The 19,496-nt window shown below is 71.4% G+C and carries 24 protein-coding genes and 1 pseudogene; 12 read left to right on the top strand and 13 right to left on the bottom strand.

Annotated features, from left to right (window positions below; genetic code table 11):
- Window positions 1-201 precede the first annotated feature (201 nt).
- From CVO96_RS05380 to CVO96_RS05410, 7 genes are all read left to right on the top strand, one after another.
- Window positions 202-1,152: an Ig domain-containing protein gene (locus CVO96_RS05380; protein ID WP_103311170.1), complete on the top strand. Its 951-nt coding sequence runs from the start codon at window positions 202-204 to the stop codon at window positions 1,150-1,152.
- Window positions 1,149-1,631, top strand: a complete 483-nt coding sequence (locus CVO96_RS05385; protein WP_103311172.1) for a hypothetical protein — start codon at window positions 1,149-1,151, stop codon at window positions 1,629-1,631. Before CVO96_RS05380 ends, CVO96_RS05385 begins: the two co-directional genes overlap by 4 nt.
- Complete coding sequence (locus CVO96_RS05390; protein WP_243398173.1) at window positions 1,628-2,371, top strand: hypothetical protein; 744 nt, start codon at window positions 1,628-1,630, stop codon at window positions 2,369-2,371. The genes CVO96_RS05385 and CVO96_RS05390 overlap by 4 nt, the downstream gene beginning before the upstream one ends.
- 40 nt (window positions 2,372-2,411) lie before the next feature.
- Window positions 2,412-2,618: an RNA-binding S4 domain-containing protein gene (locus CVO96_RS05395; protein ID WP_103311174.1), complete on the top strand. Its 207-nt coding sequence runs from the start codon at window positions 2,412-2,414 to the stop codon at window positions 2,616-2,618.
- Window positions 2,619-3,155, top strand: coding sequence for a DUF1684 domain-containing protein (locus CVO96_RS05400; protein ID WP_103311176.1), 537 nt, complete (start codon window positions 2,619-2,621; stop codon window positions 3,153-3,155). It begins immediately after the preceding gene.
- A gap of 177 nt (window positions 3,156-3,332) precedes the next feature.
- Window positions 3,333-5,072 carry an HD domain-containing phosphohydrolase gene (locus CVO96_RS05405; protein ID WP_103311178.1) on the top strand — a complete coding sequence of 580 codons (1,740 nt, stop codon included), beginning with the start codon at window positions 3,333-3,335 and terminating at the stop codon, window positions 5,070-5,072.
- Between the two features lie 68 nt (window positions 5,073-5,140).
- The gene (locus CVO96_RS05410) at window positions 5,141-6,223 is read left to right on the top strand and encodes a PP2C family protein-serine/threonine phosphatase (RefSeq protein WP_103311180.1); all 1,083 of its coding nucleotides are present in this window, start codon (window positions 5,141-5,143) and stop codon (window positions 6,221-6,223) included.
- Between the two features lie 290 nt (window positions 6,224-6,513).
- Here the strand turns inward: CVO96_RS05410 and CVO96_RS05415 are convergent, their stop codons facing one another.
- The 8 genes from CVO96_RS05415 to CVO96_RS05450 all read right to left on the bottom strand — a co-directional run bounded on the left by CVO96_RS05415 (window position 6,514) and on the right by CVO96_RS05450 (window position 13,414).
- Window positions 6,514-7,818 carry an ammonium transporter gene (locus tag CVO96_RS05415; RefSeq protein ID WP_423739359.1) on the bottom strand — a complete coding sequence of 435 codons (1,305 nt, stop codon included), beginning with the start codon at window positions 7,816-7,818 and terminating at the stop codon, window positions 6,514-6,516.
- Window positions 7,819-7,826: 8 nt separating this feature from the next.
- On the bottom strand, window positions 7,827-8,207 hold the full coding sequence (locus tag CVO96_RS05420; RefSeq protein ID WP_103311184.1) for a P-II family nitrogen regulator: 381 nt from the start codon (window positions 8,205-8,207) through the stop codon (window positions 7,827-7,829).
- A gap of 280 nt (window positions 8,208-8,487) precedes the next feature.
- Window positions 8,488-9,792, bottom strand: a complete 1,305-nt coding sequence (locus tag CVO96_RS05425) for an ammonium transporter (RefSeq protein ID WP_165795212.1) — start codon at window positions 9,790-9,792, stop codon at window positions 8,488-8,490.
- A 22-nt stretch (window positions 9,793-9,814) separates the two neighbouring features.
- Complete coding sequence (locus CVO96_RS05430) at window positions 9,815-10,186, bottom strand: P-II family nitrogen regulator (RefSeq protein ID WP_103311188.1); 372 nt, start codon at window positions 10,184-10,186, stop codon at window positions 9,815-9,817.
- A gap of 272 nt (window positions 10,187-10,458) precedes the next feature.
- Window positions 10,459-11,016 carry a DUF4126 domain-containing protein gene (locus tag CVO96_RS05435; RefSeq protein WP_103311191.1) on the bottom strand — a complete coding sequence of 186 codons (558 nt, stop codon included), beginning with the start codon at window positions 11,014-11,016 and terminating at the stop codon, window positions 10,459-10,461.
- 240 nt (window positions 11,017-11,256) lie between these two features.
- The gene (locus CVO96_RS05440) at window positions 11,257-12,318 is read right to left on the bottom strand and encodes a M42 family metallopeptidase (RefSeq protein WP_243398174.1); all 1,062 of its coding nucleotides are present in this window, start codon (window positions 12,316-12,318) and stop codon (window positions 11,257-11,259) included.
- 5 nt (window positions 12,319-12,323) lie between these two features.
- Window positions 12,324-12,995: an aminoacyl-tRNA hydrolase gene (gene pth, locus CVO96_RS05445; RefSeq protein WP_103311195.1), complete on the bottom strand. Its 672-nt coding sequence runs from the start codon at window positions 12,993-12,995 to the stop codon at window positions 12,324-12,326.
- Window positions 12,995-13,414: a hypothetical protein gene (locus CVO96_RS05450; RefSeq protein WP_103311198.1), complete on the bottom strand. Its 420-nt coding sequence runs from the start codon at window positions 13,412-13,414 to the stop codon at window positions 12,995-12,997. Before CVO96_RS05450 ends, pth begins: the two co-directional genes overlap by 1 nt.
- A gap of 311 nt (window positions 13,415-13,725) precedes the next feature.
- On the opposite strand from CVO96_RS05450, the gene CVO96_RS05455 reads away from it, so the two are divergent.
- A complete protein-coding gene (locus CVO96_RS05455; protein ID WP_103311201.1) occupies window positions 13,726-13,998 on the top strand; it encodes a hypothetical protein in 273 nt (90 codons plus the stop codon).
- A gap of 54 nt (window positions 13,999-14,052) precedes the next feature.
- Here the strand turns inward: CVO96_RS05455 and CVO96_RS05460 are convergent, their stop codons facing one another.
- Window positions 14,053-14,556, bottom strand: a complete 504-nt coding sequence (locus tag CVO96_RS05460; protein WP_103311204.1) for a DUF427 domain-containing protein — start codon at window positions 14,554-14,556, stop codon at window positions 14,053-14,055.
- 90 nt (window positions 14,557-14,646) lie between these two features.
- On the opposite strand from CVO96_RS05460, the gene CVO96_RS05465 reads away from it, so the two are divergent.
- Together CVO96_RS05465 and CVO96_RS05470 are read left to right on the top strand one after the other, a co-directional pair.
- Window positions 14,647-15,786, top strand: a complete 1,140-nt coding sequence (locus CVO96_RS05465; protein ID WP_103311205.1) for an alpha-hydroxy acid oxidase — start codon at window positions 14,647-14,649, stop codon at window positions 15,784-15,786.
- Window positions 15,783-16,058 carry a hypothetical protein gene (locus CVO96_RS05470; protein WP_103311207.1) on the top strand — a complete coding sequence of 92 codons (276 nt, stop codon included), beginning with the start codon at window positions 15,783-15,785 and terminating at the stop codon, window positions 16,056-16,058. Before CVO96_RS05465 ends, CVO96_RS05470 begins: the two co-directional genes overlap by 4 nt.
- Before the next feature lie 4 nt (window positions 16,059-16,062).
- Here the strand turns inward: CVO96_RS05470 and CVO96_RS05475 are convergent, their stop codons facing one another.
- The 3 genes from CVO96_RS05475 to CVO96_RS05480 form a co-directional block, all read right to left on the bottom strand.
- Window positions 16,063-16,485 (bottom strand): DoxX family protein, encoded by a 423-nt coding sequence (locus CVO96_RS05475; RefSeq protein ID WP_103311208.1) that lies wholly within the window; start codon window positions 16,483-16,485, stop codon window positions 16,063-16,065.
- Window positions 16,486-16,616: 131 nt separating this feature from the next.
- Window positions 16,617-16,787, bottom strand: a complete 171-nt coding sequence (locus CVO96_RS21015) for a hypothetical protein (RefSeq protein ID WP_165795213.1) — start codon at window positions 16,785-16,787, stop codon at window positions 16,617-16,619.
- A gap of 47 nt (window positions 16,788-16,834) precedes the next feature.
- Entirely contained in the window at window positions 16,835-17,107 is a 273-nt protein-coding gene (locus CVO96_RS05480) for a VOC family protein (protein WP_103311210.1), read from the bottom strand.
- 114 nt (window positions 17,108-17,221) lie between these two features.
- Here CVO96_RS05480 and CVO96_RS05485 point away from each other — a divergent pair, with 114 nt between their 5' ends.
- Window positions 17,222-18,004: an isocitrate lyase/PEP mutase family protein gene (locus tag CVO96_RS05485; RefSeq protein WP_103311213.1), complete on the top strand. Its 783-nt coding sequence runs from the start codon at window positions 17,222-17,224 to the stop codon at window positions 18,002-18,004.
- Window positions 18,005-18,024: 20 nt separating this feature from the next.
- On the opposite strand, the pseudogene CVO96_RS05490 reads toward CVO96_RS05485, so the two are convergent.
- A pseudogene (locus CVO96_RS05490) lies at window positions 18,025-18,927 on the bottom strand (aminoglycoside phosphotransferase family protein).
- An 88-nt stretch (window positions 18,928-19,015) separates the two neighbouring features.
- On the opposite strand from CVO96_RS05490, the gene CVO96_RS05495 reads away from it, so the two are divergent.
- Entirely contained in the window at window positions 19,016-19,489 is a 474-nt protein-coding gene (locus CVO96_RS05495; protein ID WP_103311216.1) for a GNAT family N-acetyltransferase, read from the top strand.
- Window positions 19,490-19,496: the final 7 nt, after the last annotated feature.

Consider the following 19,496-nt stretch of genomic DNA (forward strand, 5'->3'; position numbering starts at 1 on the left):
TCCTCTGCTCCCTGGGGGCCTCGGATGAGCCGCGCCGAGAGGGGCTGGGGGTCGGAGGGGCTGGGGGCCGGGCCGCCCGCCGCCGGCGCCCACCCACTCCAGCCCGCCTCTCCACCGAATCCCGGCATCCACCCCCCTCCGCTCCGACTAATCATCCCTCCCTCACCGGACTCTCCTGACCTTCCGCGTACACTGCCGGGTATGTCATCCCCGCCTCTCTTGCACCTGTCGGGCCGTCCTCTGGGACGCGCGGCGCTGGCCCTGCTGCTGGGCGTGTCCCTGGCGGCCTGTGGCCAGCAGGTCACGGGCACCTCGGCGAGCACCGGCAAGGACGTGCTGTACTTCGCCGACTCGCCCACCGGCCTGCCCCCCATGTACGTGAACGAGACTTACACGGCCACCTTGCCCGTGGCCGGCGGTGTGGGTCCCTACACCCTGAGGGTGACCGGCGGAACCCTGCCCCCCGGCCTGAGCCTGAACGGATCGGCCCGGCAGCTGAGCGGGAAGCCCACCAAGACCGGCACCTACAAGTTCACGCTGGAGGTCACGGACTCCACCCTGAGCACCAAGACCAACGAGTACACCGTGAACGTGCAGGAGTTGCCCCCCCTGGCCCTCACGCCGACCCTGCCGACCGGCGAGATCCGCGGCGAGACCCGCATCCCGCTGACCATCACGGCCCCGCGGGGTGCGCGCGCCGCCCACCTGAGCTGGGAACTGCCGGAGAACGTCAAGGTGACCCGTATCCAGAGCGCCGAACAGGGCGGGCTGCTGTTCTGGCGCCAGGAAGGCCGCATGGTGCTGCTCGACGTGGGCTTCAAGACGGTGCCCCGCAGCGGATCGCGCATCGCCCTGATCAGCGTGAAGCCCAGCAAGGCCGCCACGCTGACGGCCGCCAAGTTGACCTTCGAGGCGCGTGACGCCGAGGGCAGGGTCGTGGGCGCTCCGCCGCCCGCCGTGTCCACCCCGACGGCCCCGACCGCGCCGGCGGCCCCTGCCACGCCGGCTGCCCCAGCGCCCACCAACACGGCGCCGGCCACCGCGCCCGCTCCCGCAGCACCGGCCACGGCCCCAGCCACAGCGCCCCCCACCGAGGGTGAGCCCCCCAACCCGCCCAGCAGCACGCCACCCGGGCCGGGAGGTGCGCCATGAACGCCCGGCTGCGTGCCCTGACGCTGGCTGCGCTGCTCCCCCTGGCGCTGGCGCCCGCAGCTCAGGCGACCACCGCCCCGCCCCTGACCCTGGAACAGCAGGCCAGGAAGGCGGACGTGATCGTGCGCGCCACCCTGGGCGCGGTCACGAACGTCACCGAGGGCGGGGTGAGCTATCAGGTCTACCCGCTGACCATCACGGAAACGCTGGTCGGAGACGCGGCCAGCCTCCCGCAGTCGGGGGGCCGTCCCGCCCTGTTCTTCCTGCAGGGGCTGGCCGACCTGCCCGCCCTGACGACCGGCCAGGACGTGATCGCGCTGCTGTATGCCCGGCGGCTCGACAGCCCGCTGGTGGGCTTCAACCAGGGGCTCTACCCGGTCACGAACGGCGCCGTGAAGGCCAAGACCGCCGCCGGGGCCGATATCACCGACCCCGCCAAGCTGCGGGACGCGATCCGCGCCGCCCGGGAGGCCAGATGAAACGCACCCTGATCCGCAGTGGCCTGCTGGTGGGCACGCTGCTGGCGAGCGCCACGCTCTCGCTGGCAGACGCCGCGACCATCAAGCTGCGCCCCCAGGGCGCGGCCCTGACCAAAGTCGTGCAGGACGCGGTGGCCGCGCTGAGCACCAGGGACGTGCCGGTCACGCTGGACACCCGCAGCGGCCCCCTGCTGCTGCTGGGCGGCAGCGGCGCGAGCAACGCCCCCTTCAGCCCGGACGTCGCGGCGCGGGTGGTCACGGTGGGCGCCGAACGCCGGATCGAGTTCAACCCGCAGGGGCCGTTGCCGCTGGCGGAAGCGGTGCGGGCCGAGCTGGCGCGTGAGCTGGGGCTGAGCGCCTGGACGGCCGAGGCCGCCCGCACCCGCCTGGGCGGCGCCGACCTGAACGGCGACGGCAAGATCACGCTGGCCGACCTGGCGATCCTGATGGGCAACTACGGCAAGCCCGGCGCCCTGGCCGGCGACCTGAACCAGGATCAGAAGGTGGACGACGCCGATCTGAGGCTGTTCAGCGCCCAGTATCGGCCCAGCGAGCCGGTGACCACGCCCGCGCCGGCAGCCCCGGCCCCAGCCGCTCCGGCTCCGACCGCGCCGTCACCTGCCGCGCCGTCACCTGCCGCGCCGACCCCGGCCGCGCCAGCTCCTGCCGCCCCCCCGGTGACGCCGTCGCCGGCCCCCACCCCACCCGGGCCGACGCCGCCCACTCCGCCCAACCCGTGAGGGGGCCCGGCCCGGCGCACTCGCCCCGTACACTCCTGCCATGACCCCTCCATCCGACGACACCACCATCGATCTGCAGGACTTCCTCAAGCTGCGCGGGCTGGTCGAGACCGGCGGCGAGGCGAAGTTCCGCGTGCAGGGCGGTGAGGTGCGCCTGAACGGCGAGGTCGAGACCCGGCGCCGGCGCAAGCTGCGGCGCGGCGACATCGTGGAATACGCCGGGCAGCGCCTGAAGGTGGACTGGTAGGTGGCCTACGGCGAGGCGGTCGAGGAGTTCCGGCGCCGCAAGGACGAGCACTTCGCGGCCGGCAGGGGCCCGGTCTCGCCCGAGACGTTCCGGGGGCTGAGCTACTACCCGCCCGATCCCACCTGGGTGTTCCAGGTCGAGCTGGAGGCCGGGCCGGAGTCGCAAACGGCGTTCACGCTGGACACCAACACCGGCGACACCCGCACCATGACCCGCTTCGGCAGTGTGACCCTGGACTTACCGGAGGGCCCCCAGACCCTCAGCGTCTTCGCGCCCCTGGGCGAGGAGCGGCCGCAGCGGGTCTTCATTCCCTTCCGGGACGCCACCAGCGGCAGCGAGACCTACGCGGCCGGGCGCTACCTGGACGCCCCGCTCAGCCCTGGCCCCAACGGGCTGGAGGTGCAGGTGGATTTCAACCTGGCCTACCACCCGTACTGCGCCTATGGCGAGGGCTGGACGTGTCCGCTGCCCCCCCTGGAGAACCGGCTAGCGGGCGCCGTCCGGGCTGGAGAGAGGCTGACCCCCGAACGTTCCTGAGCGCCGGGCTCCGGGAACGGGCGGCGCGGCGGGGGGAGATGGGGGCACCCGTCGGAGGGTCGCAATCGGGGCTGGACTGCGCTCTGATAGAGCCCAATGACCAGCCGGCCTGCCCCCCGCCCGAGCAGCCCACCGGGGAGTGGCTGCCCGCAGCCGGCGGCCCCAGGGTGGCCGCAGGTGCTGGACGCTGCCCGACACGCGGAAATCGAGGCCCGGCAGACCGGCGACGACCGCAACCTGGCCCTGGCGCTGTGGGAGTGCGGCCGGGCGCTGAACCACCTGGCCCGGCCCCGTGAGGCTCTGAGCGCGCTGCTGGAGGCGGTGGCCTTCCTGCCCCCCGACGACCGGGCACTGCAGGCGCGCTGCTGGCATCAGGCCGCCTGGGCCCAGCACCACCTGGCCTGCGACACCGACGCCCAGGAGTACCTGAGTCTGGCCCTGCGACTGGCCCGCGAGGCCGCCGACCACGCCACCGAACTGGACGTGCTGGAGGATCTGGCCGAGTTCCAGGTGGCCCGCGGCCACCCCCGCAGTGCCCTGGAATCGCTGGAGGTCTACGTGGCCGCGCGCCGCGCCCTGCCCGGCCAGGCGGGACTGGCGCGGGCGCTGGTGCGGCTCTCGCAGGTCAAGCTGCTGGGGCTGCGCGCCGATCCGGAGGAACCGGGCGGCCCGCAGGAGGTGCGGGGCTGGCTGACCGAGGCCCTGCGCCGATTGCCGACCGAGCGCGCCCTGAACCCGGACGAGGCGCTGGACACCCTGGCCGGCGAGGCCCACGCCTGTCTGTCGGTCACGTGTCTGCTGCTGGGCGACGCCGCCGAGGCCCGCACGCAGGCCGAGCGGGCCCTGGGCTTGCTGCGCGGCTGCGGCGCCCAGCGCGCGGCCCTGCGGGTGGTGCCCCAGCTGGCACGCGCGACCCTGGCGCTGGGAAACCCCGCCCTGGCCCTGAGCGAGCTGGACGCCGCGCTGGCTGCGGCGGCGGCCCTGGGCGCCGGGCCACGGCTTCCACAGGACGCCGGGGAGGCGCCGGGATACGGCCCCCAGGGGGCCGGCAACCAAGCGGACTACCGGGCCGAGCGCGCCGCCCTGCACCTCGCCGCCTGTGAGGCCCACGAGGCGCTGGGCCAGTCCGCCCAGGCCCTGACCCACCACCGCGCCTATCACGCCCTGGACGCCCAGCAGCGGCAGGCCCAGGTGCATGAACGCAGCCAGGCCGCCCACGCCCGGGTGGGCCTGGACGCCACCCGGCAGGAGGCGCGGCTGCAGCGCGAACGCGGCGACGCCCTGGAACAGCTGGTGCAGGCCCGCACGGCCGAGGTGCGCCGCAACCAGCGGGCCGTGATCGACCTGCTGGCCGGGGCCGCCGAGTTCCGCGACGCCCCGTTGGGCCCCCACACCCGCTGGGTCGGCGAGGCCGCCGCGGCGCTGGGCCGTGAGCTGGGACTGGACACGGTGCAGTCCGCCGAACTGGGACTGGCGGCGCGCCTGCACGATGTCGGCAAGATCGCCATTCCAGACTCCATCCTGCTCAAGGAGGGGCCACTGTCCGAGGAGGAGTGGAGCGTCATGCGAACCCACGTGGCCCTGGGCGCCCGGCTGCTGACCCAGCCCGGAGCCACCGAGGGCGGCGGGCCGCTGCTGGAACTGGCTGCCCAGATCGCCCTGACCCACCACGAATGCTGGGATGCCAGCGGCTATCCGGCGGGGCTGAGCGGCGAGAATATTCCGCTGCCGGGCCGGATCGTGCGGGTGGTGGACACCTTCGACGCCCTGCTCACGCACCGCCCCTACAAATCCGCCTGGAGCGAGGCCGAGGCCCTGAGCTACCTGCGCGCCCACGCAGGCACCCTCTTCGATCCGGCCTGCGTATGCGCCTTTGAGGCGCTGTACGGGCGCAGGGCCCTTCCGGAGCGACGGTGAAGGTGGGGAGGCAGACAGCTTGAAGATGATGTGGAGAGCTGTAAGAGAGCTTGACTTATATTGACCTCATGCGCGCCCAAGCGACGCCTTCCATGTCGTCAGGTCTCCTGACGGATGTGGGTCGTCAGCGGCAGGGGGGGGTCAACCAGGATGCAGCTCTGGCCCTCGATCTGCCGCAGGGCGGTCTGTATGCCGTGGCAGACGGCATGGGCGGCCACGCGGCCGGCGAGCTGGCGGCGAACCTGGCCCTGGACGCCCTGAGCCAGCACTACCTGGAGGGCCGCAGCCCGCCGCCCACCCGGCTGGCCGAGGCGGTGCAGGCCGCGAACGTGACCGTGCTGCGCCACGCGGTCGGTGAATACGTGGGCATGGGCACCACGCTGCTGGCCGCGCTGATCGACCGCGGCGCCGTGACCATCGCGCACGTGGGCGATTCCCGCGCCTACCTGCTGCGCGCCCACGAACTGTTCCGCCTGACCGAAGACCATTCCTGGGTGGCCGAACAGGTGCGGCTGGGCCACATGACCGAGGCCGAGGCCCGCGACCACCAGTGGCGCAGCGTGGTCAGCAACGCCCTGGGCGGCGAGGAACGCGTCCGGATGGAGCTGTTCGGGCTGCCCCTGCGGGCCGGCGACCGGCTGCTGCTGTGCAGCGACGGCCTGAGCGGGGTGATCGGCGATCAGGAGATGCTGGAAATGCTGGCCCGGCCCCTCGATCCTGAGGCCACCGCGCGGGTGCTGGTCAATGCCGCCAACGACGCGGGCGGCCCGGACAACATCACCGCCCTGGTGGTCGATGTCCACCGCGACGCCCGGCTGCCCAGCTACACTCTCCCGCAGCGCCAGGAGGAAGGCCCCACCTACGTGGACGTGCTGCTCAGCGCCCAGCGCGGCAACAGCCTGATCACCTACCTGCTGCTGATGATCGCCTACTTCACCCTGCTGGGGGTCATGCTGATCCCCGAGCGCCGCGCCCTGATCGGGCTGGTGGGCACGACCCTGCTGGTGGTGATCCTGATCTCCCAGCGGGTGAACGTGACCCGCCGCGCCGGCACCGTGCTGAGCCGCCCCAGCGCCGTGCTGGCAGTCACCGCGCAGCGTCTGGCCGGCACGCCTGGGCCCAAGGCCTCGGCGGGCGATCCCCACCACTGAGACGGACTGCGCTCCATTTCCGTACCATCCGGGAAGGCGCCGGATGTTCCTCCAATTCCCGGAAATCCGTCCTCTTTCCTTCTCCCTGGGCCCCGGATTCCGGATGACCGGCCCCGCGGGAGCCGGGCGCGGAGAACCCTCCGGAAGCCGCTGGAGCTTCGTGCGGGCAGACAGGCGAAGCTCGCTCAGACGGCCGCCGACCCTCCGCCGCTCTCCTGGGGGTCAGGGCGGGGCAGCGGGACGCGCGGAGCCGAGTGGGCGGGAGCAGCCCGGAGACGCACCGGGCTCTCTCAGTCGCCGCCGACGAAGACCGGGGCGGCCAGCGGGCTCTCGGCCTCCTGATACCCCTCCTCCTGGTGGGCGGCGAGGTCGATGCCCTGGGTCTCCTGGCGCTGGGTCATGCGAAGAGGCGTGACCAGCGCGACCAGCCGGAGTAGCGCGAAGGTGCCCAGCCCCGCCAGCGCGGCGGCGGCCAGAATGCCGACGAGCTGGATGCCCAGCTGCCCGCCGTTCCCGGCGATCAATCCGCGCCCTGCCGGGTTGATCAGCGGGCTGGCGAGCACCCCGGTCAGCAGCGTGCCCACCACGCCCGCCGAGCCGTGACAGGCGAAGACGTCCAGGGCGTCGTCGGGCAGCAGGCGGCGCTTGTTGGCGACGATGAGGAAGCTCACGGAGCTGGCGACCACCCCGATCAGCAGCGCCCCGACCGGCGTGACGAAGCCGCAGGCCGGCGTGATGGCGACCAGCCCGACCACAGCCCCGGTGGCGGCGCCCACGGCGGTGGGTTTGCCCGTCCGCGTGCTGTCCCAGAGCATCCAGCACAGCAGGGCCGCGGCGGCGGCGGCGTTGGTGTTCAGCAGGGCGTAGGCGGCGGTCTGGCCCGCGGCCAGCGCGGAGCCGGCGTTGAAGCCCAGCCAGCCGAACCACAGCAGGCCGGTGCCCAGCAGCACCAGCGGCACGCTATGCGGAATGCTGGCGAAGCGCTGATAGCCGAAGCGCGGCCCGATCACCAGCGCCGCGACCAGCCCGCTGACCCCGCTGGCGACCTCTACCACGGTGCCGCCGGCGAAGTCCAGCAGGCCCAGCCGGTACAGCCAGCCGTCGGGGCTCCAGACCCAGTGGGCCAGCGGCGCGTACACGACCAGAAGCCACAGCGCGCCGAACAGCACGAAGGCCCCGAAGCGCATCCGCTCGACCACGCTGCCGCTGATCACCGCCAGGGTGATGGCCGCGAACAGGATCTGGAACACCGCGAACAGCGGCGTGGGGATGGTGCCGCTCAGCGTGCCGGCCATGTGCTCCAGCCCCAGCCGCGAGAGGCCTCCGACCAGGGCGTTCCCGCCCGGCCCGAAGGCCAGGGAATAGCCCACCAGCACCCAGGCCACCGAGGCCACGCCCAGCGCCGCGAAGCTCATCATCATGGTGTTGAGCACCGAGCCGGCGCGCACCAGACCGCCGTAGAACATCGCCAGGCCGGGGGTCATCAGCAGCACCAGGGCTGAGCACAGCAGCACGAAGGCGGTGTCGGCGCCGTTGAAGGTCGGCGCGCCGCTCTGGGCGGAGGCCACCGAGCCCAGCAGCAGCAAGAGGGGCAAGCCCCGCCTCACAGACTGCCGTCGGGGGTGAGCTTGGTCTCGGTGACGGGGGTCAGGGCCGCCGTGTCCTGCTCGCCCGTACGGATGCGGACGACCCGTTCCAGGGGCTGCACGAAGATCTTGCCGTCCCCGACCTCACCCGTGCGCGCGCCCCGCAAGACGGCGTCGATGGCCGCCTGCACGAAGGGCTCGCTGACCGCCATGCGGATCTCGACCTTGTCGTGGAATTCGACCATCACGCGGGTGCCACGGTAGTGCTCGACCACGACCTGTTCGCCGCCGTGCCCGGAGACCCGCGAGAGCGTAATCCCGCTGATGCCCGCCTGGAACAGCGCTTCCTTGACCTGCTGAATCCGTTCGGGCCGGATCACCGCCGTGATCATCTTCATGGCCGCACCTTAACGGATTGTCAAGGCTAAACCGGATATTTGTCCAGAAAGTGAGAGACAAGCCGCACGGGTACAGGATGCAGATGGACAGATGGTGGTCGGGCAGTCCCGGTTGTCCTGCAGATACAGCACAGCCTGCCACCGGGGATGCAGTCGGTGGCAGGTGGACGTGGAGGTTCGGGGGGAAGTCGAACGGTCGAACCGTCTCAAGGTCTAAAAGGGTGTCGGCATTTTTTGTTCGACCTTTCGACTTTTAGACCTTCAGACCTTTTGACCCTGCTCAGTCGCCGCCGACGAACACCGGGGCGCCCAGGCCGGTCTCGGAGTCGGAGTAGCCCTGCTCGGAGTGGGCGCTGACGTCGATGCCCACGATCTCCTGGTTGGCGGGCACGCGCAGCGGCATGACCAGCGAGACCAGCTTGAGCAGGATGAAGGTGCCCAGGCCCGTGAACACCACGGCGGCCAGCACGCCCAGCGCCTGGATCAGCACCTGATCCACCCAGGGTTTGCCGGAGCCGGTGGTGAAGGCCAGCGCCCCGGTGAGGAGGGCGCCCACGATGCCCGCGACGCCGTGGCAGGCGAAGACGTCCAGCGAATCGTCGGCCTTCATGCGGGTCTTGTACTGCACGGCGGCAAAAGACGCGGCGGCGCCCAGCGCGCCCACCAGCACGGATGCCAGCGGGCTGACCCAGCCGCAGGCGGGCGTGATGGCGACCAGCCCGACGACCAGGCCGGTGGCGGCGCCCACGGCGGTGGGTTTGCCGTTGCGCAGGCTCTCCAGGCCCAGCCAGGTCAGCATGGCGGCGGCGGGCGCGATCAGGGTGGTCATGAAGGCCAGCGCGGCGGTCTGGTTGGCGGCCAGCGCGGAGCCGGCGTTGAAGCCCATCCAGCCGAACCACAGCAGCCCGGCGCCCAGCAGCACGAAGGGCACGTTATGCGGGACGTGCGCGGTGCGCGGGAACCCGATCCGGCTGCCCAGCACCGTGGCCGCGACCAGCCCGCTGACCCCCGCCGCGATATGGATGACCGTGCCACCCGCGAAGTCCAGCGCGCCCAGCTTGAACAGCCAGCCGTCGGCGTTCCAGACCCAGTGGGCCAGCGGGGCGTAGATCAGCAGGCTCCACAGCGCGCCGAACAGCACGAAGGCCCCGAAGCGCATGCGCTCGATCACGGCGCCGCTGATGAGGGCCAGGGCGATGATGGCGAACATGGCCTGGAAGGCCGCGAACACGTACGAGGGGATGGTGCCGGTGAGCTGCCCCGCCAGGCCGTTGAAGCCCGCGTTGTCCAGCGACCCGACGATCGGGTTGCCGCCCGGCCCGAAGGCGATGGAGTACCCCGCGACCATCCACAGGATGCCCACCAGGCCGATGGACACGACGCTCATCATCATGGTGTTGAGCACGCTCTGGGTGCGGCTCAGGCCGCCGTAGAAGAAGGCCAGGCCAGGGGTCATGAGCAGCACCAGGGCGGAGGCGACCAGCATCCAGGCGGTGTCGCCGGTGTTCAGCTCGGGGGTGGCGGTCTGGGCCAGGGCCGCGCCGCCCAGCAGCGGGGCGAGGGGAAGGGCAGACTTCAGCTTCATCATGGCGGACTCCTTCCCGCGCTCAGGCCGGGGTGAGGCGTTTTTCGGTGACGGGGGTCAGGGCGGCGGTGTCCTGCTCGCCGGTACGGATGCGGATGACGCGTTCGAGCGGCTGCACGAAGATCTTGCCGTCCCCGACCTCGCCGGTGCGCGCCCCCCGCACGACGGCGTCGATGGCTGCCTGCACGAAGGGTTCGCTGACCGCCATGCGGACTTCCACCTTGTCGTGGAACTCGACCATCACGCGGGTGCCGCGGTAGTGCTCCACGACCTCCTGCTCGCCGCCGTGCCCGCTGACACGCCCCAGCGTGATGCCGCTGATGCCCGCCTGGAACAGCGCTTCCTTGACCTGCTGGACGCGTTCGGGCCTGATGACTGCCGTGACGAGTTTCATGGCGTCTCCTTGTAACGCTTCAATTTGCAGTGTTTGCATCCCTGCATGCCATGAGCTTAGGCGGATGAGTGCAGGATGTCAAAAACTTTCTGGCTATCTGGCTAGATTTGTTCGGACATTCTGCACAACGGCCACCGATTCGCGCCGCTTGTCAAGGCCAAAACGACATCCCGGCAACAGGAGATGGGGCAAGTTGCACGGAGGGAACGACAGTGGAGGAGAGGCGCCCTGACCTCTCCCCTACCGGCCCAGCTCCGGAGAACCCGCCGGGTCTACAGCGCCCGGCGCCGCCCCAGCCGTGACCACAGCCGGAAGCCCACCACGCCCACCGCCGCCAGCAGGATCACGGCCAGCACGGGCACGAACACCGCGAGCACGCTGAGCAGCAGGCTCGTGCCGTCCTCGACCGTGCTCACCAGGGGGTTGCCCAGGCCGCCCGTGGTGGCGGTCGCCACGGGCCGCACCGCCGTGCGGGTGGCGTGAACCCCGCCGGCCACGAGGAGGCCCAGCGCCATGCTCAGCGCCGGGGGCACATCGGCCACGCCGGTCTGGGCGGCGAAGAGCACGGCCCCCGCCGCCGTGTTCACCACGCCGCCCAGCAGATGCAGCGCGTGATCCACACCCGGAATCTTGTCGCCCACGAAATCCAGCGCGCCCAGCACCCCGATCCCGACCAGCACCCAGGGGTTCATCAGCAGGTCGAAGGGCCCCGACAGCTGCATCACGCCAGCGCGCGACAGCAGCCCCACCAGCAGCAGCGGAATATACGCGTTGAGCCCCGCCGCGCCCGACAGGCCCAGCGAGGACAGCAGACCGGAGAGGAGTTCCATACGGCCATCATTACGGTTCAGGCCAGCGGAAGGTTGCCCCCGCGCCAACCCGCATCCCTTCCCGCGCACTCTGGAGAGATCGCAGACGGCCACCCACCAGCATTCATAGGGCGCAGTGGAGACCCTGCACGGCGTTCAGGGTGACAGGAAGGCTGGACGGTCACGGCGCGGCCCCAAGCCGGCACCGGCCTCCTGGCCCCGGTGTCCATCACCCATCACCCATCTTCCATCCTCAGCCTCTCACCGCAGGTAGGCACACAGCAGATCGATCCCGGCGCGCAGGTCGTCCACATGCACCGACTCCACGACCGTATGGATGTAGCGGGTCGGCAGGCTGAGGGTCACGCTGGGCACGCCGTCCCGGCTGAGCTGGATGGCGGCGCCGTCCGTGCCGCCCAGGGACAACACCTCCAGCTGGGCGGGGATGCCCTCCTGCTCGGCCAGGTCGGCGAACTGATCGACCAGGGCGCGGGTCGAGATCATGGTGGAGTCGAAGACCTTGATGCCGATGCCCTCGCCCAGGCGGGTCACGGCTTCCTCGGGCGAGGCGCCGGGGGTATCGACCGCCAGGGTCACGTCCAGGCCGATGCCGACCGTGGGCTGCGCGCCGTAGGCCGCCACCACCGCGCCGCGCAGGCCGACCTCCTCCTGCACGCTGAACACGGCGATCAGGTCGTGCCGGGGGCGCTGGCCGCGCATCTGGCGCAGCACCTCCAGCAGCATGAAGACCGAGGCGCGGTCGTCCATGGCCTTGCCGCAGATGAGGCTCCCGACCTGCCGGGCGGTCTGCTCCAGCGTAACCATGTCGCCGACCCGCACGCGAGCTCTGACCTCATCGGCCGGCAGGCCCAGATCGATGAAGAACTCGCGGATCTCGGGCACCTTCTTGCGGTCTTCGGCGCTGGCGATGTGGATGGGCCGCCCGCCGGGGGTCAGGATGCCGGGCAGGGCGCCCCCCCGCGTGTGCACCACCACGGTGCGCGCGAACAGGTTGCGGGGGTCGAAGCCGCCCAGCGCCTGAAGGCGCAGATACCCCTTGTCGTCGATGAAGCGCACCAGGAAACCGATCTCGTCCATATGGGCGCTGACCATCACGCGCTCGGGGCGCTCGCCCTTCTTCGGTTTGCGGCCCGCACGCCGGGCGATCACGTTGCCCAGGGCGTCCACCCGCACCTCGTCCACCAGCCCCTGGAGCTCGCGCAGCACGAAGTCGCGCACGGCGTCCTCCTGCCCCGGCACCCCCGGCAGGTTCGAGAGCTGCATCAGCACGTCCAGGCGGAGTTCGGGAGCAGAGGGGGGCATGGCGGTCAGGATAGGGGTTCGGGAACCTCCGCGGTTGACCGGGCGTTCAGTTCATTCGGCCCGTCTGGGACGACCGGGGCGGGCGCCGGGGGGGCGGGCCGCAGGTCGGTGCCGTTGAACCGCAGCTGGGCCTCCGCCAGCCCGGAGTCGGCCCACACCGCCACCGCGTCGGCGCCCAGGCGCACGAGTTCGGCCAGGGTCGCCGCTTCCTCCGGGCGCCAGCGGCTGAGTACCCAGTCGCTGACCTCCCAGCCCGCCGGGGGCCGTGAGATGCCGATCTTCAGGCGCGCGAAACCCTCGTGCCCGAGCAGCCGGATGATGTCGCGCACGCCGTTCTGCCCGCCGTGCCGCCCGCCCAGCCGCAGCCTGAGCAGCCCGAACGGACTGTCGAGGTCGTCCTGCACGGCCAGCAGCGCGTCTGCCTCCAGCTTGTAGAAGGACACCAGCGGCGCCACCGCCTTGCCCGCCGCGTTCATGAAGGTCTGCGGCTTGACCAGCAGCACCTTCACGCCGGGGGCCGCGCCCAGGCGCACCTCGGCCACCTCGGCGTCCTTGCCCTCCCGGCGCCACGCCGCCCCGGCGCGCCGGGCGACCTCGTCGACCACCAGCCAGCCCACGTTGTGGCGGGTCTGCGCGTACTGGCTGCCCGGATTGCCCAGGCCCACCACGACCCGCATCAGGCCTCCAGGCTGCCCTGCAGCACCTCGCGCCAGCGCGCCTCGGTCTCGCGCACGCGGGGGTCGCCCTTGGCCCGCGCGTAGCCGGCCCGGAACTCGGCGAAGCGCGTGTCGGTCTCCGCGAACAGCAGGCCCAGCGCGCCGCGCACGTCGGTCACGTTGCGCTCGCTCAGGGTGGTGTCCTTGGCGTCCAGCACCTCGTCGAGGGTCGCCATGATGCCCGACAGGGGCCGCAGCCACTGGAACGCCGGATCGTTCATGACCAGCGAGTAGAGTGCGAAGGGGCCGGCGACCGGGCCGTGCAGGAACTCGTACTCGCCCTTGGCGAAGTCCAGCAGCGCCGAGTGGAAGTGCCGCAGCGCCGGCACCAGGGCGCTCAGTTTCGCGCGGATCGGGGCGTCAGGGGCAGAGGCAGTCATGGGCGCAGGGTATCAAGGCCGGCCACGCCGCGGACGATCCTTCCTTTGCCCAATCCTTCCGTTGCCCCGCTGAGCCCGAAGGCCTGAGCCGGGCAAAAAGGCATATCGCCCAGGGGGTCGGGGCTGATCTCGCTGCCGGGTTCGGCGCCGGGCCTGTCCAACACCCCTCCGTTTCAGCCCATCTCCATCAGCGGTGGGGGCCGCCGTGACGGTATCCTGCCCCAGCACTCCAGCGACAGGCAGCACGCCCGCCCCGCGGCCCCCGGGGTTCGACCTCCCCCAGCCCCACAGGACGACCCAGTGAAGACGGCATGGTGATGTCCAGACCGGATCAGGAGAGCGGCGTGGTGTTGCCGACCCTCCCCGAACGACCCGTGGGCCAGGGCGCCCACACGGCCGGCGACGCCTCGCGGTTGGGCGCCCACCCCCTGAGCTGGAAGCTGTGGCTCACCCTCACCGCCCTGACCGTGGCGACCCTGGCCCTGCTCGTCGTCTTCTCGCCCAGGCTGCATCCCCCCTTCGATCCGGATCGGCTCTGCACGGCCATCCCGGCCCGCGTCTCGCCGCCGCAGCGCTGCGCGTAAGCCCTGAGCCTGCCCGCCCCCTGCCGATCCAGACGACCTCCCAGACCAGACGACCTACCAGCCCATGCTGCCGGGGCCACCCTTGAACGGCCCGACCACGGTGGACGTGATCCAGCCCCCGTAGAAGCCGCCCGGCTGCGGCGTGACCACCTCGCCGCCCACCCGGCACTCGTCCATGGGGCCGGCGTAGACGGCGACAAAGCCGGTCATGGGGACGAACGCGGGCGTGGGCGCTTCGTAGCTCCAGCCCGCCGCCTCGGCCACCCGGCCGCCCGCCGCGAGCGTCCAGTAGGTCGCCGGGCCCTTCCACTCGCAGACGCTGCGGCCCGGAGCGGGGCTGAGGACGCCGGGCACGAACGCCTCCCTGGGCAGGTAGTAGCTGGGCGGATGGCTGGTCTCCAGCACCCGGAAGGCCTGATCGGTGTCCGCGATCCTCACGCCCCCCAGGACGATCTCGATGCGCTGCCGGGCCCGTTCCAGGCGCGGCGGACGCGGGTAGTCCCAGACGCTCTCCTGGCCGGGAGCGGGCGGGGTGGGCTGGGGTCGGGAGCGGAACATGGCGCAGTGTCCGCCGCCGGACGCCCCCGGGCCGTCAGGGCGCTTACGGTTCGCGGCGCCCCCAGGCCCGCCGCTGTATTACCCTGATCCATGACCACCACAGACCGGACGACGCCGGGCCAGACCGGCCGGGACACGCACGCCGAGGCCCTGTCGCTGGACACGGCCGTGAATCTCGCGGAGATCGAGGTGCTGGGGCGCGCGGCGCTGGATCGCAACGCGCTGGAATACTACGCCTCCGGCGCCAACGACGGCCACACCCTGCGCGCCAACCGCGACGACTTCGCGCGGCTGCGGCTGCGGCCCCGCATGCTGGTGGACGTCTCGAGCGTGGACACGCGCACCGAGGTGCTGGGCCTGGAACTGCACAGCCCGATCGGCGTGGCGCCCAGCGCCTTCCACGGGCTGGCACACGAGCAGGCCGAGAAGGCGACTGCTCGCGCCGCCGCCGGCATGGGCAGCGTGATGACCCTGAGCACCTTCTCCAACACCCCGATCGCCGAGGTGGGCGAGGCCGCCTCCGGGCGCTTCTGGTTCCAGCTGTACCTGCTGAGCGACCGCGAACTCAGCAGAAGTGTGATCCAGCGGGCCGAGGCCAGCGGGGCCCGCGCGCTGGTGTTCACGGTGGACGCCCCCTACCTGGGCCGCCGCGAGCCCAACGAGCGCCACCGCTTCGCCCTGCCCCCGCACCTGAGCGCCCCGAACGTCAGCACCCGCGCCGAGCTGGCGCAGGTCGAGACCGACACCGGCTCGCAGCTCGCCAACTACTTCGCCAATCTGGTGGACAAGACCTTCACCTGGAACGACCTGGACTGGCTGCGCGCCCAGACGAAGCTGCCGATCGTCCTGAAGGGCATCCTGACCGCCGAGGACGCCGTGCTGGCGGCCGAGCATGGCTGCCACATCTGGGTCAGCAACCACGGCGGGCGGCAGCTGGACACCGCCGTGAGCAGCATCGAGGCCCTGCCCGAGGTCGCGGACGCCGCCGCCGGGCGCGTGGAGATCTACCTGGACGGCGGCGTGACCCGTGGCACGGACGTGCTGAAAGCCGTGGCGCTGGGCGCGAAAGCCGTGTTCCTGGGCCGCGCCGCCCTGTGGGGGCTGGCGGCCGGCGGAGAGGGGGGCGTGCGCCGCACCCTGGAACTCCTGCAGAACGAATTCCGTCTGGCGATGGCCCTGAGCGGCAAGCAGACCGTGGGGCAACTGGGGCGGGATCTGATCAAGCGGTGAGCTTACTCGACGACCATCAATTGGAGCGCTACCGGACGCTCTGGAACGGTGACCTCCGCCGGCTGGCCAACCAAGCCATCGCAGACGGGCTCAGCACCATGACAACGATCTATCTGCTCCGCGTTGTAGGCGCCGCCGATATAACGACTGCCAAGACCGTAGCCATCGAAGCCAGCCCGGACGTGCTGGCGTTTTACGAGCGCATTGCCGCTGAGGCCGATGAGCTTGAACGGCACGACGCAGACGAGTTTTCTGGCCCTGCACCCAGTTGAACAATCAGCGCCTCTTCGGCCAGGCCCCCGTACTCCACAGCGCCCAAAGCACCAGCACGGGCTGGAAGAACAGCCGGATCAGCCGGCTCTGGTCGGTGTCCAGCCCGAAGGCGTCGGTGCGGGTCAGGTACTGCGACACGTTGCCGGGAAACACGGCCACGAAGAAGGCGGCCAGCACCCAGCCCAGCGTGACCCTTTGGCGGCGCAGGAGCAGCAGCGCCAGCCCCAGGGCGATCTCCACCACGCCGGACGCGAGAACGACGAAATCTTTGTCCAGCGGGAGCCAGTCGGGCACCTGGGCCTGGAAGTCCTGGCGCAGAAAGGTGAGGTGGCCGCTGCCCGCGAAGACCAGCGCGGCGCCCAGCAACACCCGCGCGGCCGTCTGGAGAGGGGACGTGGCTGGGGCTGGGCCGGTCAGGCGGGTCATGGCTTCAGGGTAGGCGGTCAGGGGGCCCGGTGCCGCCCTACCGGTGGGGCGTTGTCTTGACCAAAGTCATGACCCGGCTTGAGTTCGTGCAAGTCGCGGAGGGTCAGGAGATCGGGTCGGCGTGCTCAGTCCTACTGCCTGAGCCCTTCGCGCGCGTGGGCCTGAGCACCGGAGTACAGGGCACCCGTCAACGGATCGACGGACTGCTCCTTGCGCTCCAGCGTGGGCCGTAGCTTCACGAACTGCCAGAGCAGCGCTGCGGGCACGCCGATCAGGGCGGCGAGGATCAGGAGGTCAGCCATCCCCGGTGGTACCGCGGCGCCTCAGCCCAATCGAAGACCAGCCTGGCTCAGCCCTTCTCCACCACGCAGAAGCGGTTGCCATCGGGATCGGCCAGAACCACGTCATCGGCATCCGGGCCGTACGTCCAGTCCACCCGCACGGCGCCCAGCGCCAGCAACCGCTCGACCTCGGCGGCCTGAGGGGTGGCATAGAGGTCGAGGTGATGCCGCCGGGCCTGGGCGGACGTCACCCGTTTGAGGGCGATCTGGACGCCGGAACCTTCGTTGGGAATCAGCACCGCCCAGTCGTCCTCGGGGTCCTCGCGCGGGCGATAGTTCAGGGCCGCCCCGGACGATGGAACCGATCCTCGGCACCGGTCGAGTCTGGCGGGGCGCCCGGAAGCCTAAGCAAGACGTGGATGTGCGCCCAGGCCCCCCTGCCCTACCCTGAACCCATGAGCGACCTCACCAGCAAAGCCCGCACCCTGCTCGACCTGCACTCCGCGCCCGAAATCCTGACCCTCGCCAACGTGTGGGACGTCGTATCGGCGCAGGTGGTGGCCGGGGTGCCCGGCGTGCGCGCCCTGGCGACCGCCAGCCACTCCATCGCCTCGACCTTCGGCTACAAGGACGGCGAGAACATCCCGCTGGAGCTGCACCTGGACATGGTGCGGCGGATCGTGGAGGCGGTCGATCTGCCGGTGAGCATGGACTTCGAGGCCGGCTACGGCAACGCGGGCGACACCGCGCGGCGGGCCATCGAGGCCGGCGTGGTGGGCGGCAACCTCGAAGACCAGATGAAACCGCTGGACGAGGCGGTGGCCGCCGTGAAGGCCGTCATGGAAGCGGGGCGCGCGGCGGGCATCGAATTCGTCCTGAACGCCCGCACGGACGCCCTGGTGCGGGCGGAGGCGGGCACGCCCAGAGCGCAGGTGCTGGACGAGGCGATCCGCCGGGGCCGGGCCTTCCTGGAGGCGGGCGCCCCGGTGGTCTTCGTGCCGGGTCTGGTGGCCCGCGAGGAGATCCAGCAGGTCGCGCAGGCGCTGGGGCCGCAGAAGCTGACGGTCATCAGCGTGCCGGGCGTGAGCCTGCCGGCGCGCGAGCTGCAGGCGCTGGGCGTGGCGCGGGTCTCCACCGGCCCCTTCACCCAGCGCGTGGCCCTGACCGCGCTTCAGGACGCGGCGACCGAACTCGTGGCGGGCGGCGGACTGCCGGCGGGGACGAGAGCGCTGAACTGAGGGCAGGAGAGCCGGAAGGGTCAGCCGTTCTCAGCCAGCACAGTCTCGATCTGACGCCGCGAAATGGCAGCCAGTTCTGGATTCGTGTGCTGGTAGTACGGCAGCGCCGCCAGGCCGACTGTCAGCGCCCAGCCGCGCCCGCGCGCCCAGGTGGATCCGTCCACGTTCAGGGCGGCGCGGAAGGTCGTGCGGGCCGGCGCGTCCAGCAGATTCCAGGCTGGCAGCAGATCCACCGCCGGGTCGCCCAGGGTGAGGCCGCCCCAGTCGATCACGGCGCTCAGGCGACCCTGCCGGGCCAGCAGGTTGCCGGGCTTCAGGTCGCCGTGTATCCAGACCGGCACGCCGTCCCATGCGGGCGCTGCCAGGGCCGCCGCCCAGGCGGCCGTGACCTGGGCGGGGTCGAGCAGGCCCGCACAGGCGGCGATGGACTCACGGGCGCCTTCATCGCGGTCGTGCAGCGTGCCGCTGCGTGACCCTTGCGGCCCAGGCCCGTCAGGCGTCGGCACACGGCGCAGCGCGGAAATGAAGCCGCCAAGGTCGCGCGCCAGCTCATGCCCGTCGGTCACGTTGGTCAGCGTGGCGTCCTCGCCGGGCAGCCAGCGGTAGACCGCCCACGGATACGGAAAATCCTATGTGGGCACCCCCAGCGCCAGCGGCTGGGGCACCGGCAGCGGCAGGTGGGGGGCCAGGCGGGGCAACCACGCGGCCTCCTTGTGAATATCGTCCACCGCCCAGCCGATCCGGGGCAGACGCACCACGAACGTCTCGCCAAGGCGGTACATGGCGTGATCCGTGCCGGCCGAGCGCACCCGTGTCACGGACAATCCGGCCCACCGGGGCTGTTGGGCCGCGATCAGGCGCGAGACGAGGGCCGCGTCGGTGGTCACTTCGTCGGCGTGCATCTGTACAGAAGGGTCACTCATTCCTCGCCACCGTATCCGGCCAGCCCCCGCCCGCGCATGGGCCAGAGCACCTATCGCGTCCCCGGCGGGTCAGACCTACACTGCCCACATGCTCGAACTCCGACCGATGGACGCCGCCGCCTTCGAGCGGTTTGTCGCGCATTCGGCCCCCCAGTACGCGGCCGAAAAGGTCGCCAGCGGCGAGTGGACACCTGAGGAAGCGCCGGAGCGCGGCGACCGCGAGTTCAGGGAGTTGCTGCCTCAGGGGCCGGACACGCCGGCAAATGTCCTGTACCACCTGCACGACTCGCAGGAGGGCGCGGACGTGGGTGTGCTGTGGTACGCCCTCCAGACGCGCGGGGGCGCCCGCACCGCCTTCGTCTACGAGATCGAGGTCTACGAACCCTACCGGCGGCGCAGCTACGCCACCCAGGCCTTCAGGGCGCTGGAGCACGACGCTGCCGCTCGGGGGGCCACCAACATCCAGCTCCATGTGTTCGGCCACAACACGGGCGCACGGGCGCTGTACGAGGGTCTGGGATTTCAGACCACGAACGTGATCATGAAGAAGGATCTGGGGTGAGGGATCG

Source organism: Deinococcus koreensis (assembly GCF_002901445.1).
Classification (GTDB): Bacteria; Deinococcota; Deinococci; order Deinococcales; family Deinococcaceae; genus Deinococcus; species Deinococcus koreensis.

Coding starts and splice junctions, on each gene's coding strand:
- CVO96_RS05465 (WP_103311205.1), top strand. CDS start 14,647: ATGACCACCACAGACCGGACGACGCCGGGCCAGACCGGCCGGGACACG.
- CVO96_RS05495 (WP_103311216.1), top strand. CDS start 19,016: ATGCTCGAACTCCGACCGATGGACGCCGCCGCCTTCGAGCGGTTTGTC.
- CVO96_RS05390 (WP_243398173.1), top strand. CDS start 1,628: ATGAAACGCACCCTGATCCGCAGTGGCCTGCTGGTGGGCACGCTGCTG.
- CVO96_RS05385 (WP_103311172.1), top strand. CDS start 1,149: ATGAACGCCCGGCTGCGTGCCCTGACGCTGGCTGCGCTGCTCCCCCTG.
- CVO96_RS05380 (WP_103311170.1), top strand. CDS start 202: ATGTCATCCCCGCCTCTCTTGCACCTGTCGGGCCGTCCTCTGGGACGC.
- pth (WP_103311195.1), bottom strand. CDS start 12,995: ATGCGGGTCGTGGTGGGCCTGGGCAATCCGGGCAGCCAGTACGCGCAG.
- CVO96_RS05395 (WP_103311174.1), top strand. CDS start 2,412: ATGACCCCTCCATCCGACGACACCACCATCGATCTGCAGGACTTCCTC.
- CVO96_RS05450 (WP_103311198.1), bottom strand. CDS start 13,414: ATGACTGCCTCTGCCCCTGACGCCCCGATCCGCGCGAAACTGAGCGCC.
- CVO96_RS21015 (WP_165795213.1), bottom strand. CDS start 16,787: ATGGCTGACCTCCTGATCCTCGCCGCCCTGATCGGCGTGCCCGCAGCG.
- CVO96_RS05430 (WP_103311188.1), bottom strand. CDS start 10,186: ATGAAACTCGTCACGGCAGTCATCAGGCCCGAACGCGTCCAGCAGGTC.
- CVO96_RS05455 (WP_103311201.1), top strand. CDS start 13,726: ATGGTGATGTCCAGACCGGATCAGGAGAGCGGCGTGGTGTTGCCGACC.
- CVO96_RS05475 (WP_103311208.1), bottom strand. CDS start 16,485: ATGACCCGCCTGACCGGCCCAGCCCCAGCCACGTCCCCTCTCCAGACG.
- CVO96_RS05420 (WP_103311184.1), bottom strand. CDS start 8,207: ATGAAGATGATCACGGCGGTGATCCGGCCCGAACGGATTCAGCAGGTC.
- CVO96_RS05460 (WP_103311204.1), bottom strand. CDS start 14,556: ATGTTCCGCTCCCGACCCCAGCCCACCCCGCCCGCTCCCGGCCAGGAG.
- CVO96_RS05425 (WP_165795212.1), bottom strand. CDS start 9,792: ATGAAGCTGAAGTCTGCCCTTCCCCTCGCCCCGCTGCTGGGCGGCGCG.
- CVO96_RS05435 (WP_103311191.1), bottom strand. CDS start 11,016: ATGGAACTCCTCTCCGGTCTGCTGTCCTCGCTGGGCCTGTCGGGCGCG.
- CVO96_RS05410 (WP_103311180.1), top strand. CDS start 5,141: ATGCGCGCCCAAGCGACGCCTTCCATGTCGTCAGGTCTCCTGACGGAT.
- CVO96_RS05440 (WP_243398174.1), bottom strand. CDS start 12,318: ATGCCCCCCTCTGCTCCCGAACTCCGCCTGGACGTGCTGATGCAGCTC.
- CVO96_RS05485 (WP_103311213.1), top strand. CDS start 17,222: ATGAGCGACCTCACCAGCAAAGCCCGCACCCTGCTCGACCTGCACTCC.